The organism is Thermococcus sp. 21S7, from assembly GCF_012027615.1.
GTDB lineage: Archaea > Methanobacteriota_B > Thermococci > Thermococcales > Thermococcaceae > Thermococcus.
The window spans coordinates 1-15,478 of the sequence record NZ_SNUT01000008.1; the positions used below are offsets into that span (position 1 = coordinate 1).

The window sequence follows — 15,478 nt, forward strand, 5'->3', positions numbered from 1 at the left end:
ACCAGTAACTGGTGGGGGGGTATGCTGTTCAACCCTAAACCCAAGATGAGACGGGGGGAGCTATATGACCGCGAGGAGGAGCTTTCTCTGATTGAAAACTCGATAGAGAAGGGCCTCTCACTCATAGTGCTCCTTGGAATCAGGCGTCTCGGCAAGAGTTCCCTTCTGAACGTTGCACTGAACGAGCTCCCTTATAGAAGCGTTAAGATTGATGCAAGAAAGGTTTACTCCGAGTTCGGAAGCGTTCCAAAAGAAGCCATCGGGAAGCTCATACTTCAGGGCTACCTCAAGGGCTCCACGAAGGAACGTGCCAGAGAGACCTTAAAATCCCTCAAAGGGGTTCGTATTGGGGGACTGGGGATAGAACTGAGCGTTGACAGGAGAGTGAGTCTTCACGAGGTTCTTGAGCGCATAGACTCCATCGGAGAGCGCTTCATAATAGCCATCGATGAGGCCCAGTACCTGAGGTTCTCAAATTCAAGGTACCCGGAGCTAATAGCTTGGGCGATGGACGAACTTCAAAACGTGAGCTTCATCCTGACGGGCTCGGAGATAGGTCTGCTGGAGGATTTTTTGGACCTCCATAACCCAGAATCAGCCCTCTTTGGAAGAGCCCACAGGGAGATAAGACTGAAAAGGTTTGAGAGAAGGCAGAGCAGAGATTTCCTCATAAGGGGTTTTGAAGAGGTTGGAATAAATGTCCCGGAAGACGAAATCGGGGAGGCAATTGGCGAGCTCGACGGAATAGTCGGCTGGCTGACCCTCTACGGCTACAACCGCTACCTCGGCATGTCCCACAGGGAAGCGCTGAACAGGCTCAAAGAGGACGCGAGAAGGCTAATCCTTGCGGAATTCTCTGCCCTGGAAAAGCTCTCCCACCGCTATGAGCTGGCAATGAGGGCGGTGGCCAACGGAAAACACCGCTGGAAGGAGATAAAGGAGACCGTTGAACTCCTTGAGGGCAAGAGAATAGACGACAAGAACTTTTCCAACGTCCTCAACAACCTCGTCCGCTACGGCTATCTGGAAAAGACCATCGAGGGCTACTTCATCCCCGACCCGCTGGTGGAGCATGCCTTTAGGTAAGGGGCCACCAGTTACTGGTGGGGGCGAATTTCATCGAAACATATTTATATATAATCGTACTTATACTATCTTGTGAAAACCGTGGAGTTCATAGACCGCGAGAGGGAGATTGAAGTTCTCTCACGCGAGTGGAGAAACCGGCCGTCCTTCGTCGTTCTCTACGGCAGGAGAAGGGTTGGAAAAACGAGGCTCATGCGCGAGTTCTCTAAGGACAAGAGGACGTCCTTCTTCACGTTCCCCGAGGCCATTAAGGAGGTTCAGATGAGGGAGTTCAAACGCGCGATTGCCTCGTTCCTTGGGGACGAACTAATCCTGAAGGTCGAGACTGATAACTGGTTCGACCTGCTGAGCTATCTCGCCGAAAGAGTTAATGACTGTCTCATAGTCCTTGACGAGTTCACGTACGCCATAAAGTCTGATCGGAAGATTCTGAGCGACCTCCAGAGGGTCTGGGACGGAATTTTGAGCGAGAAAAACGTCATGCTCGTCATCTCCGGTTCGCTACTTGGTATGATGTGGGACGATGTTCTAAGCCACGCTTCGCCCCTTTACGGCAGGAGGACGAGGAGCATTCACTTAAAACCCTTAGATTATCCCAACGCCCTGAAGTTTTTTCGGGACGGGGAATACGGGATAAGGGCCTACATGCTCGTTGGGGGAATTCCGCCCTACCTGAGGCTCGCCTCCCGCTATTCCTCGATTGAGGAGTTCGTGAGGGAGGAGTTCCTGAGCGACTACGGCCTGTTCTACGACGAGCCCTACGTAATCCTCGGCGAGGAGCTGAGGGAGCTGAAAAGCTATTTCTCAGTCCTCAGGGCGATTGCAGAGGGCAACAGGAGGCTTGAGAGGATTGCGAACTACCTCGGCCTTCCGGCGAGGAGCGTTTATCCCTACATCGAGACCCTCATGAGGCTCGGCTTCGTTGAGAAGGAGACCCCAATCCTAGGGAGCAGGAAGGTGAGCCTTTACAGGATAAGCGACCCGGTTCTGCTGAGCTGGTTCGTTCTGACTTACCCCCAGATGACTGACATCTCCTCCGGAACTGCGAGGCTCGATGACCTCTACAAGGTTTTTTCAGTCCGCTTTGAGGACCTCGCGAGGGAGTTCCTTCTCCTCAAGAGGCCGCTTGAGTTCGAGACCCTCGGCAGGTGGTGGTTCAGGGGTGAAGAAATCGACATCATGGCCTTGGGCAAAGATACGGCCAGCTTGATTGAGGTCAAGTGGAAGGACTTGAGCGAGAGGGACGCGAGGAGGGTTTTGAAGGAACTGGAAGGCAAATCAACGCTCGTCAGGTTCGAGGGCACTTTCCGCTTCGGAATCATTGCAAGGAACATCGAGGGGAAGGAGGAGCTGAGGGACGAGGGCTATCTTGCGTGGGACTTGGGTGATTTCTATTAGTCCTTCCAAAACCGCCAACAGAGGACAGGTCAAACTTCCTTCTGGCTGTTCCCGGTTTCATTCTCTTTCTTATCCACCCAGAAGCGCCTCGTCCTTATGAACTGCCGCTCCCTCTCCATGAGGGCGACGAGCAGGGCGTCCCCTTTGTACTGGGCCAGAATCCTCGCCGCCGTGTCAGGACCGGTGCCGTAGCTGGCCAAAGCCAAGACCGCCTCGAACCCGTAGGAATCCACGAGGTCTGCCGCCTTCAGTAGCTTCCTGTAGGTTCTCTCCTCCTTCCGCTCCAGCGGCTTCCCGTGGCGGACCTTCTCCAGGACGGGGAGAAACTCTTCCGCGTCAATCGGGTGGGCAACGGCGAGCATCTTCGAGCCGCAGCGCGGGCACTGCCTCAGCTCTATATTCTGGAGCCTCACAACCTTCGTCTTCGAGTGCCAGCCGCAGTTGGTGCAGACCAAGACGACCTCGTGGTCGAGCAGTCTCTTCCTGAACAGCTCCAGTATCTCGTCCCTCTCCAGGACGCCGGAGAGCAGGAACTCGCCGCCAACGGTCATGTTGAGCCTAGCCAGCGTTGACGGCTCCCTCCTAAGCTCGGTCTTCACCCTCATCGTGCCCCTATTGAGCATCTCCAGAACCAGCTCCCCCTTCCTAACGTCCACCTTGTCGTGGTACAGCTCGCTCAGGGTTTCCCTCTCCACCACGGTGCCCTCGAAGAGCCTCTCGATTCTCCTTATCCTGGCGTCCCTCCTCAGAGCACCAAACCGCTTCGCCACGTTTAGCATTCTCCAGCGGTAGGCGTGGGAATCCCTCATGGCGCGGGAGACGATGAACTCCAGGCTCTCCGGTTCCTGGTAGAGGTAGCCCTTTACCTCCTCCGGGTTCAGCTGGAACGGCGTCTTGAATACTATCGCGTGGGCCTGTGAGCGGACGGAGAAAACCCTCCCGTAGCGCAGAATCAGAAGCGAGTGAACCAGCCGTCCGAGGGCCTCGTTGGCCCTGTTCCCGAAATCGGCGTGTATGACGAGCGCCTTGGGTGTGCTCTCGACGACGATATCGCGGTCGGTTGAGAAGGGTTCGTCTTTGATTTCCCTAAAGGCCCTCCTCAGTTCCTCCTCGCTGAACTCGACCCCCTTCAAAAGCCTTTTCGCCTTCTCGAAGTCGAAACTTAGCTCCCTCTTCAGCCTGCCGACGTCGAGGGCAACGCTGAACGGAACGGGGATCATCTCACCCTCCCAGCTCGGTATTGCACTCTCAAGGCTTTTGCTCTCGCGTACCTTCAAAAGCCTCGCCTCGTCGTCTATCTTGAGCACTATCCAGCTCCGTCCGTTCATGACGAAATCCATGCCCTCCTCCAGATCCATGACGAAGCTCTCGTCGAGCCTGCCTATAACGTGGCCGCTCCCCGCGTCGAATACCCTCCACGAAACCTCATCCGGAATCGTCGAGAGGTTCTCGTAGTAGTACTGGAATGCCCCGCGCCTCAGATAGAGCAGGCCGCTCTCCTCGTCGTAGCCTATCAGCCTGGCATCCTCCAAAACGCGGAGAACGTCGAGATAGTCCTCCCAGCTCAAATCCCTGTAAACGTAGGCCCTTTTCGCTATCTCGTAGGGCCTCTCGCGGGGCAGTCTTTTGTACTCGATGAGCAGGCCGACGACGAAATGAGCCAAAACGTCCAGCCCTCCCATCGGCTCGACCGCCTCGAAGCGGCCTTCGAGGGCGTGCTTCGCTATAACGAGGCTCTGGAGGTAGTCCTCGACGTTGGATGTTATGACGTAGCCCTCGCTCACCTCGCCTATCCTGTGCTTCGCCCTTCCAACGCGCTGAACTAAGCGGTTCACCTGCCTCGGGCTCATGTACTGGATCACAACATCAACGTCGCCTATGTCTATGCCCAGCTCCATCGAGGAAGTACAGATTAGTGCCTTGATTTTGCCCTCCTTCAGCGCCCTCTCCGCCTTAACGCGCGCCTCCCTCGAAAGCGAGCCGTGGTGAACCTCGACCGGCTTTCCCCAGACCTTGAGGCGATGCGCTAAAATCTCCGCGAACTGGCGCGTGTTGGTGAATATGAGGGCCTTTCCGTGCTTCTCAACTATCTCCCAGAGGAGCCCCAGCCTCGCCGCTATCTCGGGCGAGAGGCTCAGCTTCTTGGCGAGTTCCATGTCCCTCTCGCCGGGCTTTGGATAGAGGACGTGGAAGCGGTAGTTCTTCCTCCAGCTCGGCTTCACTATGACGTCCGCCTTCAGCCACTCCCTCACCTCCTCCTCGTTGCCCACAGTCGCCGTCATGCCTATTCTCCTGAAGTCCACTATCTCGGCCAGACGCTCAAGGCCGAGGAGGAGCTGCGCACCGCGCTTGTTGTCCACCAGCTCCGCTATCTCATCGACGATGACGAACCTCACGTTCTCAAGGTGCTTTCTAAGAGACTTAACCGTCAGAATCACGCCGAGGGTTTCGGGGGTTATGATGAGCATCCCCGGAGGATTCTTCGTCTGCTTCGCCTTCCTGTAGGCTGAGGTGTCGCCGTGTCTGACCTCAACGGTTATTCCGAGCTTCTGCCCCCACCATTCAAGTCTTTCAAGCAGGTCCCTGTTTAGGGCCTTGAGAGGTGCGATGTAGAGTGCAGAAATAGGTTTAAGCCCCTCCTCAAGGATTTCGTTGAAGACGGGCAGAACGGCCGCTTCGGTCTTTCCGGAACCGGTTGGCGCGATGATCAGAACGCTCTTCCCAGAGCTAACCTCGCGGAATGCCTTGGTCTGAACCTCGTTGAGCCTTCCGAAGCGCTCCCTGATGGCCTTTCTTAGGAGGGGGTGCATGGTTTAAGGGAGAACCTTCACCTCTTGAACTTTACTGTAGTCCCTGTCAAAGGTCGCGATGGCATCAATCCCTCTCTCCACCGCGGTGGCGAGTATCGTGGCGTCGTTTGGGAGGAGGGAGTACTTCCGCATGAATCCCCTTATGGCTTCCCAATCGCCCGAGTCCGGAATCCTTTCGATTCCTAAAGCCTGCAGAACGAACTCCATTCTACTCAGGGGTTCCTCAAAAGGCTTGTATCCCCTTTCTCTCAGAATCTCTTTGACCCTGTAGTACGAACGTGCCCCGAAAGCTACCTCTGCCGTTTTTCGTATTATGGCATAGCTCAGTTCGTTCAGGACTTTGCCGCTGACGTAGAACTCGTAATCCTTCGACAGAACATCCTTCGCCTTTGGCGTTAGTTCGGTTCTGTAGAGGTAGTTGTACAGGACGTTGGTATCAAGGAGAACCCTCATCGTGAAGTTCCCCCAGGTATTCTTCCACCTCGGTCGCTCTCCCCTCGCCGAGGATTCCGGCCAGCCTTTCAACCAGCTCCTTTCTTGTGAGTATCCTGACAGTGATGGTGTCTCCCTCGTGGAGTTCCTTCCCATCGATTATGATAAGCTCCCCCTTTCGATATACCCCTGAGATTACCTCGGACATGCCCGCACCCATCTGTATATCTCCCTTGGAGTTTATAAGCCCAACCACCGTTAGATTTATAAACGATATATCGTTCGATACATCGGTGATAGAATATGAACGTCGCTAGGAATAACGGAACCTACGACATGACCTACGCCAAGAGAGCAATGCTGGTAGTGGTCATTCTCCCACTGCTCGTCATGTACACCGAGGCGATGCTCACTCCGGCACTTCCGACGATACAGAAGGAGTTCGGGATAAACCCCAACGACGTCAGCTGGGTTCTCACAATCTACCTCCTCGTCGGAACGGTGAGTGCCGCCATACTCGGCAAGCTCGGGGACATGTACGGTAAGAAGAGGATGTTTCTGGTCGCCCTTGGCTTCTACACGCTCGGTGTCATACTCAACGGCTTTGCACCGAGTTTCCACTGGCTTCTCGTTTCCCGCGGAATCCAGGGCCTTGGGATGGCCATATTCCCGTTAGCGTTCAGCCTCGTCCGTGAGGAGTTCCCGCCCGAGATGGTGCCGCAGGTTCAGGGGATGATAAGCGCCATGTTTGGCGTCGGTATGGTCATCGCGCTTCCCCTCGGAGCTTACGTAACCCAGAATTATGGATGGAGATGGACGTACCACTCGGCGGCGCCTTTTGCGGTTCTGATGTTCATCCTCGCATGGAGGGTTCTCCGCGAGAGCCGCTATGTGAACCCCGGAAAGCTCGACTGGCCCGGGGCGCTCTTCCTGGTCTGGGCCGTCGTGCCGGCCCTGGTAGCGGTGACCAGGGCACCCACCGTCGGCTGGAGGGCGGAGCAGACTCTCGCGCTCTTCGGAGTGTCCATCGTTGGAGTCATCGCCCTCTACCTCTGGGAGAAGAGAGCCGACAACCCGCTGATCCCGCTCGACATAATATCCTCCAGAAACCCCGCCATAGTGAACCTCGGCATAATGTTCGCGGCCTTCGGAATATCCATGATGAGCCAGGCGAACACCTACATCTTCCAGATGAAGCCGCCCTACGGCTTCGGTAAGACGATACTCGAAAGCGGCCTGCTCATGACCCCGATGGCCGGCGTCATGCTGGTCGTGGCTCCCCTGGCCGGCAAGCTGATGCCCAGGATAGGTGCGAAGCCTTTGGCCATAACCGGTGCCCTAACGGCGAGTGCCGGCCTGGCCCTGCTCTCCCAGTACGCCACCCAGCTCTCCCTCACCCAGTTCGTGGCCCTCATAACGGTCGTCGGGGCCGGGATAACCCTCATGAACGTCTCCTTCATTAACGTGCTGGTGTTCTCGGTTCCGCCGAGGGTCATGGGAGTTGCCACCGGAGCGAACAGCCTGTTCAGAAACTTCGGCTCGACCTGGGGGCCGGCCATAGCGGGGACAGTCATGAGCACCTACTACATACTCGTGCACATCCCCCAGATTCCGGTGCCCATCAAAATACCGACGGAGAAGGCCTACGAAGTGCTCTTCGGCACTTCGGCGCTCGTCTACCTTTTCCTCGCCCTGCTGAGCCTTGCTATCGTTGAGGTCATGAAGGGCGGAAAGATACATGAGGTCGAGAACGAGGGGGAAAGGGAAGTCGAGGTATTGTAGGCCCCAAGGATGGGCTTAGGCTTTTATACCTCTTCTTTATATTCTCAGCCATGGGGTGGAGGGCTGCGAGAAACCTCCTGTTGACTGGGCTCTTCTTCAAGTTGCTGGGAGACTACATGGCAGTGCGGGAGTTTAGAATCGCGGGCGCATTATTTGCCCTTTTTGGCATAGGGGTTGGGATAGTATCGCTTTTTGAGGCGCTGAGAAATGAGTGTCATGCCAAGCTGTATGCGGACATGTTTCTCTGGAGTATTACCCCGTGGGGCATCTGGACGACGGCAAGGCAGTTGCGGGCGGAGATAAAAGGTAGAAAACGCGCTGTAGCTGATATTAAACATTACAGACCCGGGCTTGTGGTGATCCCGCCGTTTAGGGGTTGCTGGTACGTCGTCAATGGAGGGGTTACCCGGGATACAAGCCATTCCTGGGAACTTGTAGGGCAAAGATTCGCTTATGACCTTGTACGGGTGGAGGACTCGTCAAAACTAGAAAATCCCTGTTCTTACAAGCAACTCGATGAATGGGCAACCTATGGTTCCGAGGTCGTGGCAGTGGCGGATGGCATAGTCGTTGACGTTTCTGATGGTATGAAGGACAATCCCGTTGGAAGAATACCCCTTTCGGTCAAGGAAATTTTAGGAAATTACGTTGTGATTGATCATGGAGGTGTTTATTCCCTCTACGCCCACCTAAAGAACGGTAGCGTGTCCGTAAGGCCTGGTGAGAGGATAAAGGCGGGTGCTGTTATCGGTCTCGCAGGAAACAGCGGTATGTCCTCCTGTCCTCATCTCCACTTCCAGCTCATGGACAGAGGAGATTTTTATGACGCCGTAAGTCTGCCTGTGTTAATGCGGTACACTGCCGAAGGAAAAAACTGTGAAAAATACCCCCTAAAGAACGAAATCGTGTGTGGCTTTCACTCCCCGTAAAATGCTCTCAGATACAGCTCCCTTATCTCCTCGGGCTTTGGCTCGACGGGGTTGAAGAACACCAGCCCGTCGCGGTAGGCTTTTTCGGCCATCTCCTCGACCCTTTCGGTGAAGGTCTCCTCATCAACCAGCTCGCCCAGTTTTGGAACGCCGAGCATCTCGTTGAGCTCTCTCACGACCTCAATGAGGTCCTTCGCCGTCTGGAAGCCAAGCTCCCTCGCTATCTCAGCGTAGCGCTTCCTCGCGTAGTCGCTCCTCTCGGCGTTGAACTCCATCACGTAGGGCAGGAATATCGCGTTGAGGAGTCCATGCGGGCCAATCCATGCCGCTTTGTGGCTCATCGCGTGGCATAGGCCGAGGCGCGCGTTGAGGAATGCTATCCCCGCCATCGTTGCCGCGTAGTGAACACTCTCCCTAGCATCCTCGTCGCCCCTAACCGAGAGCGGAAGCCACCGGTAAACGGTCTTTATCGCCTTAATCGCCATGGCGTCGCTGAAGGGGCTGGCGACCTTGGTTGTGTAGGCCTCTATCCCGTGAACGAGGACATCAAGACCAGAGTTCCGGGCCACCTCGGCTGGCATTGTCCTCGGCAGCCGGGGGTCGAGGATGGCCACGTCGGGCGCTATCTCGGGGGTGACTATGTTGTATTTGACGCCGCCCTTTTTCAGCACGCTCGCCCCTGAAACCTCGCTTCCCGCTCCGCTCGTCGAGGGTATTGCTATTAACCTCGTCCTCAGCTTAGGAACCGGCTTCGGCTTCGAAAACCTGTCTATGAATGCTATCTCCTCGAAGTTCAGCTCGGGGGCATCGTAGAAGACCTTCAACGCTTTCGTAGTGTCTATCACGCTTCCCCCACCGAGGGCAACCAGAAGGTCGGGCTCGAACTCCCTCACCTCGGGCAGGAACTCCTCTATGACCTCGACACTTGGCTCCGCCGGAAGACCCGCTATCGAGAAGACCTCCGCACCGGCCTCCTTCACGTAGTCCTCGGCCTCGCTCAGGAAGCCGTGCCTCTTCATTGAACGGGAAGCCAAGATAAGAACGCGTTCGTGCCCCCTCACTTCCTTGGAGAGCCTTCTAAGGGAGCCCTCTCCCTCGATGAGTTTCGTCTTCAGCCAGAACATCTCCACCACCGGTGAAGATTGGGTGGATGGGCTTTTAACGTTCTCGGCCGGATTAACTTCAAGTTCGAAACCTTTCGGTAGAGAAACTCTTTAATCCTTGCCTTTTTAGCCTATATTCGATGCTCGTGAGAGGCAAGGTTATCGGCGAGAATGTTACCGCGCCCTTTGAGATTCTAAAAACCGGGGACGGCATCTCCCTCAGGGTCGAACTCCCGGGCGAACCCTTCGAGTACTCGACGGACTGCTCCTGCCTGGAACCCCTTGAGCTTCTCGGCCTCCTCCTGCCGGCCATAGAAGAGGAAATCGGAGAGATAAAGGGAGTCTTCGTGGAAGAGGTTGTTGAGGAAAAGAAGGGAAAAGTTCACTCAATTTTGAACAGCCTCTTCAAATTCCTCTCGAAGGGCGGGTAAACGACGCCTCTGTCGGTTATTATGCCTGTCAGGTACCTGTGCGGGGTGACGTCGAAGGCAGGGTTGTAGACGTCAACATCGGGAGCGATTCTACAGCCCCCGCAGGTCAGAACTTCCTCCGGCTTCCTCTCCTCTATGGGTATCTCCTTTCCGCTCTTCAGGCTCATATCTATCGTTGAGAGCGGTGCGACCGTGAAGAACGGTATCCCGTGCTCCTTGGCGAGGACAGCCAGGGTATAGGTGCCTATTTTGTTGGCGAAGTCGCCGTTGGCCACTATCCTGTCGGCACCCACGATTATCGCGTCAACCTTCCCCTGCTGCATCACAAAGCCGGCCATGTTGTCGGATATAAGCTTGAGCGGAATGCCGTCGTAGTGATACTCCCAGGCGCTAAGGCGGGCACCCTGAAGAACCGGTCTCGTCTCGTCCACCCAGAGGAGCTTAAGGCTGCCGTCACGGTGCATGACCCTCAGAACCGCCCCAACGGTTCCGAGCTGAACGGTCGCCAGGCTCCCCGCGTTGCAGTGGGTGAGAACGTTCCCCTCAGGCAAAGCCTCTGCTCCGTAGTGTCCCATCCTGAGGTTGGCCTCGACGTCTTCGTCCGCTATCTTCTGCGCCTCAGCGACGATGAGCTTTTTAATCTCCTCAAGAGGGCTCTCAAGGTTCTCCTCAACGAGCCTCTTAATCCTGTTGAGGGCCCAGAAGAGGTTTACGGCTGTGGGCCTCGTGTTCTTCAGCCTGTCATAGGCACGATAAAAGCCGTCCATGAACTCGTCCCTGGTTTTGGCCTTCGTCGTGTCAGCGTAGAGGGCAAGACCGAAAGCCGCCGCCGCTCCAATGGCCGGAGCACCGCGCACCTTCATCGTGATAATTGCCTCTGCGACTTCATCAACGGTTCTCAGCTCGATGGTCTTGAATTCCCTCGGTAGGAGAGTCTGGTCAATCATGATGACCTTTCCGGTTTCGTAGGTCACGCTCCTCGGCAGTCTCGTGAGTTCCTCTGGCTTGTACCTCAGCATGAGCACCACCCCAAAGGGTTTAAGGAAGGAACTTAAATCTCCTTCGGTGGTTGAAATGACACTGAGAATATTCGTTACCGGTCCGGCGGGAGTCGGAAAGACAACGCTCGTGGAGAGGATCGCTAAAGAAGCCGACCGCTGGGGCTATCTCATCGGCGGAATGATCACGAGGGAAGTGCGGAGAGGGGGAAGGCGCGCGGGATTCAAGATCACTGCCCTCGATACTGGGGAGGAGGGGACGCTCGCGAGCCTCCGCGGAACCTCGCACCTCCCGGGAGTTCCATTCGGGAAGTATGTTGTCCACGTTGACGAAATAGACCGCGTCGGTGTTTCGGCGATAAAACGCGCGCTGGTCGAGGCAGACCTGATAGTCATAGACGAAATCGGCCCGATGGAGTACAAAAGCGACGAGTTCGTGAGGATTATCGGGGAAGTCCTGAAATCAGAAAAGCCCCTTCTGGCGGTTGTCCACAGAAGAATGGCCGATAAGTTCCGTCCCCTCGGGAAACTCTACACGTTGAGCGTTGAGAACAGAAACAGAGCCTTCGCTGAGGTGCTTGATGAAGTTATGAAAGAACTGAAGGGAGTCAAAGGTTGAGGCTGTCCTTGCAGCTCTCGCATATCCACTTCTCGCCGCCCTCGATGTAGACCTTGTAGAGCGGGCCGTACTGTCCGCAGAGCTCGCAGATACCGTAGACCTCGGTCTCCTCGCTGGTTTCCTCCTCACTCTCACTGCTGTACGCGTTGAGCGCAGCGAGAAGGTCCGCCGCGGTGACGAAGCCTATCGGCCTTCCGAGCCGGGTAACGAGGAGCCTCCTGATGCCTTTGTCCATCATCTTGTCGATCGCGTCCTGAACCTCGTAGTCGTCCTCGATGGTTATCGGGTTCTTCGTCATGACCTCCTCGACCTTGACGGTCTTCGGATCGCGTCCCTTCGCGACGACCTTGTCCAGTATATCGCGGTCGGTTATTATTCCAACGATTTCGTCGTCTTTAACCACGACGGCACTCCCTACCTTGTTCTTTGAGAGAATCTTGGCGACCCTGTGGACGGTGTCGTCCGGCTTGACGATGACTGCCTTCCTCTTAACCACTTGTCCCACGGCTATCCTAGGTGCCATTTTATCACCTCGTCAACCGGGGGTTGGGAGAGAAACTTAAAAAGCTTTCTTCAAGCACGGCGCCTCAGGAAATACGAGACGAGGAGAAACGTTAAGATGAACGCCGCAACGGCGAGAATTGCCGGAAGGTTCGAACTTCCCGTTGTCGGAGCCGTGGACGACATTACGGATGTTGTCGTCTTGAGTGCGGCCTCGGTACTCGTGTTAGCCGTCATCGGAACCAGGGCCTTCTCCGGCGTCGACATCACCGTGAAGTTGCTGGCCTCGTAGGTAACCCCAGATCTTGCACTTCCCGTCTGACTCAACAGGCTGCGCGATACGGCGTACACACCGGCTGAGATTAGCCCTGCTATGCTGAGACTGATGATGTGAAGCCTCTCAAAACCAAATGCGGCCTTCTTCTTGACCTTGGAGACGCTCTTTCTCGGGACGAGGAGAATGGGCCTGTTTGAGGCGCGATAGAGCTTGACCTCCTGGAGCCTCTTCCCGTACTTCTTCCCCGCCACCTCTATGAGGCCGACCTTGAGCATCTTGTCCACGTGGTACGATACCGTGGAAATCGGAAGGTCCAGCTCGCGCGATATCTCGCTTATCGAAAGGGCTTGGTCTTCCAGAAGGTGGAGGATGGCTATCGCTTTTTCGTTCATCAGAATCTGAGCAAGCTCCTTTGCCCGTTCATCATGAATGTCTATGGTTTCGTAGTCCAAGCCGAGGCACCCGGGAAGAATATGGCACGGACGTATTAAAGCTTTTCACAACTTCAAGCTGACCTGAAGTTGTTAGTAAGGACATGAGAGTAAAAGGAAAGGAAGCTCAAATTTACGGCTTCTCCATAACGATCTCTATGGTCGAGGTGTTGGCGGTCCTGCCGTCGGCAGTCGGAAGCTCCTCGGTGCCGATCTTGATCTCCTTGACCCTGACCTCTGGGAGGAACCTGTTCCTGACGATCTCGGCGACGTCAACAGCCCTGCTGATGGCCCTACCGCGAGCCTTGACGCTGACCTCCTTAGCGCCCTCGTTGAACTGGGTTATCACGGCGAGGACGTAGTTCATAACCGGCTTCTTTCCGATGTAGACGACATGCTCCTCTGCCATCTTTGGCACCTCCGGAATTTTGTCGTTAACCTGTCGTGGGATTTTGGTTAAATACTTTTCGGTATTTTCCCTGCGTTATTGGACAATCCTGTGGCTTTAACGGATTAATCGAATGTTCATCCATGCTCCTGCAAATTCGTGTCAAGCGAAAGGTTTTAAGACCAAAAAATTGCCATAGATTTGGTGATGAGATGGCCGTTCACCCGATTGATTACCGCTACGGGAGCGAGGAAATGAGACGTATCTGGGACGAAGAGAACAAGTTGCAGAAACTTCTGGACGTTGAGGCCGCACTCGCGAGGGCACACGCAAAGCTCGGCAACATCCCCGAAGAAAGCGCCAGGGTAATCTCCGAGAGGGCCAACACGAAGTGGGTGAAGCTCGACCGCGTTAAGGAGATAGAGGCTGAGATACACCACGATATAATGGCCGTCGTCAAGGCTCTGAGCGAGGTCTGCCACGAGCACGGTAAATACGTCCACCTCGGCGCCACATCCAACGATATAATAGACACGGCCAACGTACTGCTCATAAAGGAGAGCCTTGCCATAGTGGAGAACGACCTTCGGGAAATGCGCTCGATTCTCAAGAACCTCGCCAAGGAGCACAAGTACACCGTCTGCATAGGGAGAACCCACGGCCAGCACGCGGTTCCAACGACCTACGGGATGAAGTTTGCCATATGGCTCGACGAGATACAGCGGCACCTGGATAGGATAGAAGAGCTGAAGGAAAGAATTCTAGTCGGCCAGATGAGCGGCGCCGTTGGAACGATGGCGAGCTTCGGGGACAAGGGACTTGAGATACAGCGCCTAGTTATGGAGGACCTTGGCCTAAAACCTGCCAGGATAAGCAACCAGATAATACAGCGCGACGTCTATGCGGAGCTTATGGCGGTTCTTGCCCTCATAGCTTCAACCCTCGACAAGATTGCCCTGGAGATAAGAAACCTTCAGAGGACGGAAATACTCGAAATCAGTGAGCCCTTTGGGAGGAAACAGGTTGGTTCCTCGACCATGCCCCACAAGAGGAACCCCATCAGGAGCGAGAAGGTGAGCGGTCTGGCGAGGGTTCTCTACTCGAACGTGATCCCCGCGTTGCTGAATAATCCACTCTGGCACGAGAGAGACCTCACTAACTCCTCCGTTGAGCGCGTTATCCTTCCCGAGAGCTTTGTCCTGCTCGATGAAATGCTCAAGAGCATGAAGAAGGTCCTCTCTGGGCTGGAGTTCTTCCCTGAGAACATTGAAAGGAACCTCTACATGACCCACAACCTCATCATGGCCGAGCCGCTGATGCTGAAGCTGACCGAGAAGGGTATGGGGAGGCAGGAGGCACATGAACTCGTCAGACAGCTTGCCATGAAGGCGTTTGGGGAGAACAGGGACCTGATCGAGGTTGCCAGGGAAAACGAAGATGTGAAAGAATTCTTGACTGAGGACGATTTTGAGAGCCTGAAGCCGGAGAACTACATAGGGATGGCACCGCAGATAGTCGATAACGTAATCGCCTGGATAGAGGCGAAAGAGCAAAAAGAAGGTCTTTAATCCTTTTTTTCTTAATTTGAAGTTACAATTTCCCTTTTTGGATTTTTGGCCCTTGCCCTGATGGGGCCGGATGCCTCTCAATTTTTTGCTAAATTTTTACGTCTTAATATTATTATGATTATATTTTATATCATTGGCTCAATTTTTAATATTAATTTTTTTGTTTTTAATCATACTTTTTATTGGTTAAAAATTACAATCTAAAAAATTAAATTTTGATGATTTCTGACTATCCAATATAGTATGAATGGGACAAATGTACAGAAATGTCTATACTGGTGGGTGGGGATTCTCTAGATAAATGACCCTTCCACGCACGTTTGCATCCTCCGTTCATGGAGACGTTGTCGATTAAACTTCTCGGGATGCCAAAAGTCTGTTCTAAGATCGGGCTTTCATGGTACAAAATCGGGTTACAATTAAAGGTGGTATGTGGATGGTGTATACTTGATGCTGAGGCCGTGGCATTGGGACACAGGCCCATTGAAAAATCTCTGAGGCGGTAGTGTGTCCAGCAACGGGGATTTTATGGTCTCTTTAATTGGTTGAGTGCACCCGCTGGGGGTATATCTAATTTGAGAATGTGGGGGCGGAATTCAAGTGCCGGGCGCTGTCCAAGGGGGTGCATCTACCTTCCCTCACATGGATATAGTTGTACTTTAGTTTGGGATATAATGTACCTTATATTAAAATTTTGTTTGGTGGTAATATTAACAAAATTTAAA

The 15,478-nt window shown here is 54.4% G+C and carries 15 protein-coding genes; 7 read left to right on the plus strand and 8 right to left on the minus strand.

Annotated elements, in window-relative coordinates:
- The coding region (locus tag E3E51_RS11660) for an ATP-binding protein (RefSeq protein WP_346765970.1) at positions 1-1,086 on the plus strand (1,086 nt) is incomplete at its 5' end.
- 81 nt (positions 1,087-1,167) lie between these two features.
- Positions 1,168-2,484 (plus strand): ATP-binding protein, encoded by a 1,317-nt coding sequence (locus E3E51_RS11665; protein WP_167913377.1) that lies wholly within the window; start codon positions 1,168-1,170, stop codon positions 2,482-2,484.
- Between the two features lie 29 nt (positions 2,485-2,513).
- Here the strand turns inward: E3E51_RS11665 and E3E51_RS11670 are convergent, their stop codons facing one another.
- Genes E3E51_RS11670 through E3E51_RS11680 form a run of 3 tightly spaced genes read right to left on the minus strand, consistent with a single transcriptional unit; the run spans position 2,514 to position 5,934 of the window.
- A complete protein-coding gene (locus E3E51_RS11670; RefSeq protein ID WP_167913291.1) occupies positions 2,514-5,294 on the minus strand; it encodes a DEAD/DEAH box helicase in 2,781 nt (926 codons plus the stop codon).
- Positions 5,295-5,297: 3 nt separating this feature from the next.
- Positions 5,298-5,747 (minus strand): PIN domain-containing protein, encoded by a 450-nt coding sequence (locus tag E3E51_RS11675; protein WP_167913292.1) that lies wholly within the window; start codon positions 5,745-5,747, stop codon positions 5,298-5,300.
- Positions 5,731-5,934, minus strand: coding sequence for an antitoxin family protein (locus E3E51_RS11680; protein ID WP_167913378.1), 204 nt, complete (start codon positions 5,932-5,934; stop codon positions 5,731-5,733). Before E3E51_RS11680 ends, E3E51_RS11675 begins: the two co-directional genes overlap by 17 nt.
- A 95-nt stretch (positions 5,935-6,029) precedes the next feature.
- Here E3E51_RS11680 and E3E51_RS11685 point away from each other — a divergent pair, with 95 nt between their 5' ends.
- On the plus strand, positions 6,030-7,508 hold the full coding sequence (locus E3E51_RS11685) for an MFS transporter (protein ID WP_167913293.1): 1,479 nt from the start codon (positions 6,030-6,032) through the stop codon (positions 7,506-7,508).
- 50 nt (positions 7,509-7,558) lie between these two features.
- The gene (locus E3E51_RS11690; protein WP_167913294.1) at positions 7,559-8,437 is read left to right on the plus strand and encodes a M23 family metallopeptidase; all 879 of its coding nucleotides are present in this window, start codon (positions 7,559-7,561) and stop codon (positions 8,435-8,437) included.
- Here the strand turns inward: E3E51_RS11690 and E3E51_RS11695 are convergent.
- A complete protein-coding gene (locus tag E3E51_RS11695) occupies positions 8,425-9,561 on the minus strand; it encodes an iron-containing alcohol dehydrogenase (protein ID WP_167913379.1) in 1,137 nt (378 codons plus the stop codon). The two genes, E3E51_RS11690 and E3E51_RS11695, sit on opposite strands and share 13 nt — an antisense overlap.
- Before the next feature lie 119 nt (positions 9,562-9,680).
- Here E3E51_RS11695 and E3E51_RS11700 point away from each other — a divergent pair, with 119 nt between their 5' ends.
- Entirely contained in the window at positions 9,681-9,971 is a 291-nt protein-coding gene (locus E3E51_RS11700) for a hypothetical protein (RefSeq protein WP_167913295.1), read from the plus strand.
- Here the strand turns inward: E3E51_RS11700 and mtnA are convergent.
- Positions 9,923-10,990, minus strand: coding sequence for an S-methyl-5-thioribose-1-phosphate isomerase (gene mtnA / locus E3E51_RS11705; protein WP_167913380.1), 1,068 nt, complete (start codon positions 10,988-10,990; stop codon positions 9,923-9,925). The genes E3E51_RS11700 and mtnA overlap by 49 nt on opposite strands.
- A gap of 55 nt (positions 10,991-11,045) precedes the next feature.
- On the opposite strand from mtnA, the gene E3E51_RS11710 reads away from it, so the two are divergent.
- Positions 11,046-11,588: an NTPase gene (locus tag E3E51_RS11710; RefSeq protein ID WP_167913381.1), complete on the plus strand. Its 543-nt coding sequence runs from the start codon at positions 11,046-11,048 to the stop codon at positions 11,586-11,588.
- Here the strand turns inward: E3E51_RS11710 and E3E51_RS11715 are convergent.
- The 3 genes from E3E51_RS11715 to albA all read right to left on the minus strand — a co-directional run bounded on the left by E3E51_RS11715 (position 11,578) and on the right by albA (position 13,206).
- On the minus strand, positions 11,578-12,111 hold the full coding sequence (locus E3E51_RS11715; protein WP_167913296.1) for a CBS domain-containing protein: 534 nt from the start codon (positions 12,109-12,111) through the stop codon (positions 11,578-11,580). The two genes, E3E51_RS11710 and E3E51_RS11715, sit on opposite strands and share 11 nt — an antisense overlap.
- A gap of 50 nt (positions 12,112-12,161) precedes the next feature.
- Positions 12,162-12,818: a helix-turn-helix domain-containing protein gene (locus E3E51_RS11720; protein ID WP_167913297.1), complete on the minus strand. Its 657-nt coding sequence runs from the start codon at positions 12,816-12,818 to the stop codon at positions 12,162-12,164.
- A 112-nt stretch (positions 12,819-12,930) separates the two neighbouring features.
- On the minus strand, positions 12,931-13,206 hold the full coding sequence (albA, locus tag E3E51_RS11725; protein WP_048165212.1) for a DNA-binding protein Alba: 276 nt from the start codon (positions 13,204-13,206) through the stop codon (positions 12,931-12,933).
- A gap of 191 nt (positions 13,207-13,397) precedes the next feature.
- On the opposite strand from albA, the gene purB reads away from it, so the two are divergent.
- A complete protein-coding gene (gene purB / locus E3E51_RS11730) occupies positions 13,398-14,753 on the plus strand; it encodes an adenylosuccinate lyase (RefSeq protein ID WP_167913298.1) in 1,356 nt (451 codons plus the stop codon).
- The last annotated feature ends 725 nt before the right edge of the window (positions 14,754-15,478 follow it).

Excerpts from the sequence above, each read along its gene's own strand:
- E3E51_RS11695 (WP_167913379.1), bottom strand. The coding sequence starts at position 9,561 with ATGTTCTGGCTGAAGACGAAACTCATCGAGGGAGAGGGCTCCCTTAGA.
- E3E51_RS11675 (WP_167913292.1), bottom strand. The coding sequence starts at position 5,747 with ATGAGGGTTCTCCTTGATACCAACGTCCTGTACAACTACCTCTACAGA.
- E3E51_RS11700 (WP_167913295.1), top strand. The coding sequence starts at position 9,681 with ATGCTCGTGAGAGGCAAGGTTATCGGCGAGAATGTTACCGCGCCCTTT.
- E3E51_RS11680 (WP_167913378.1), bottom strand. The coding sequence starts at position 5,934 with ATGTCCGAGGTAATCTCAGGGGTATATCGAAAGGGGGAGCTTATCATA.
- E3E51_RS11690 (WP_167913294.1), top strand. The coding sequence starts at position 7,559 with ATGGGGTGGAGGGCTGCGAGAAACCTCCTGTTGACTGGGCTCTTCTTC.
- E3E51_RS11670 (WP_167913291.1), bottom strand. The coding sequence starts at position 5,294 with ATGCACCCCCTCCTAAGAAAGGCCATCAGGGAGCGCTTCGGAAGGCTC.
- purB (WP_167913298.1), top strand. The coding sequence starts at position 13,398 with ATGGCCGTTCACCCGATTGATTACCGCTACGGGAGCGAGGAAATGAGA.
- mtnA (WP_167913380.1), bottom strand. The coding sequence starts at position 10,990 with ATGCTGAGGTACAAGCCAGAGGAACTCACGAGACTGCCGAGGAGCGTG.
- E3E51_RS11715 (WP_167913296.1), bottom strand. The coding sequence starts at position 12,111 with ATGGCACCTAGGATAGCCGTGGGACAAGTGGTTAAGAGGAAGGCAGTC.
- E3E51_RS11710 (WP_167913381.1), top strand. The coding sequence starts at position 11,046 with ATGACACTGAGAATATTCGTTACCGGTCCGGCGGGAGTCGGAAAGACA.
- E3E51_RS11685 (WP_167913293.1), top strand. The coding sequence starts at position 6,030 with ATGAACGTCGCTAGGAATAACGGAACCTACGACATGACCTACGCCAAG.
- albA (WP_048165212.1), bottom strand. The coding sequence starts at position 13,206 with ATGGCAGAGGAGCATGTCGTCTACATCGGAAAGAAGCCGGTTATGAAC.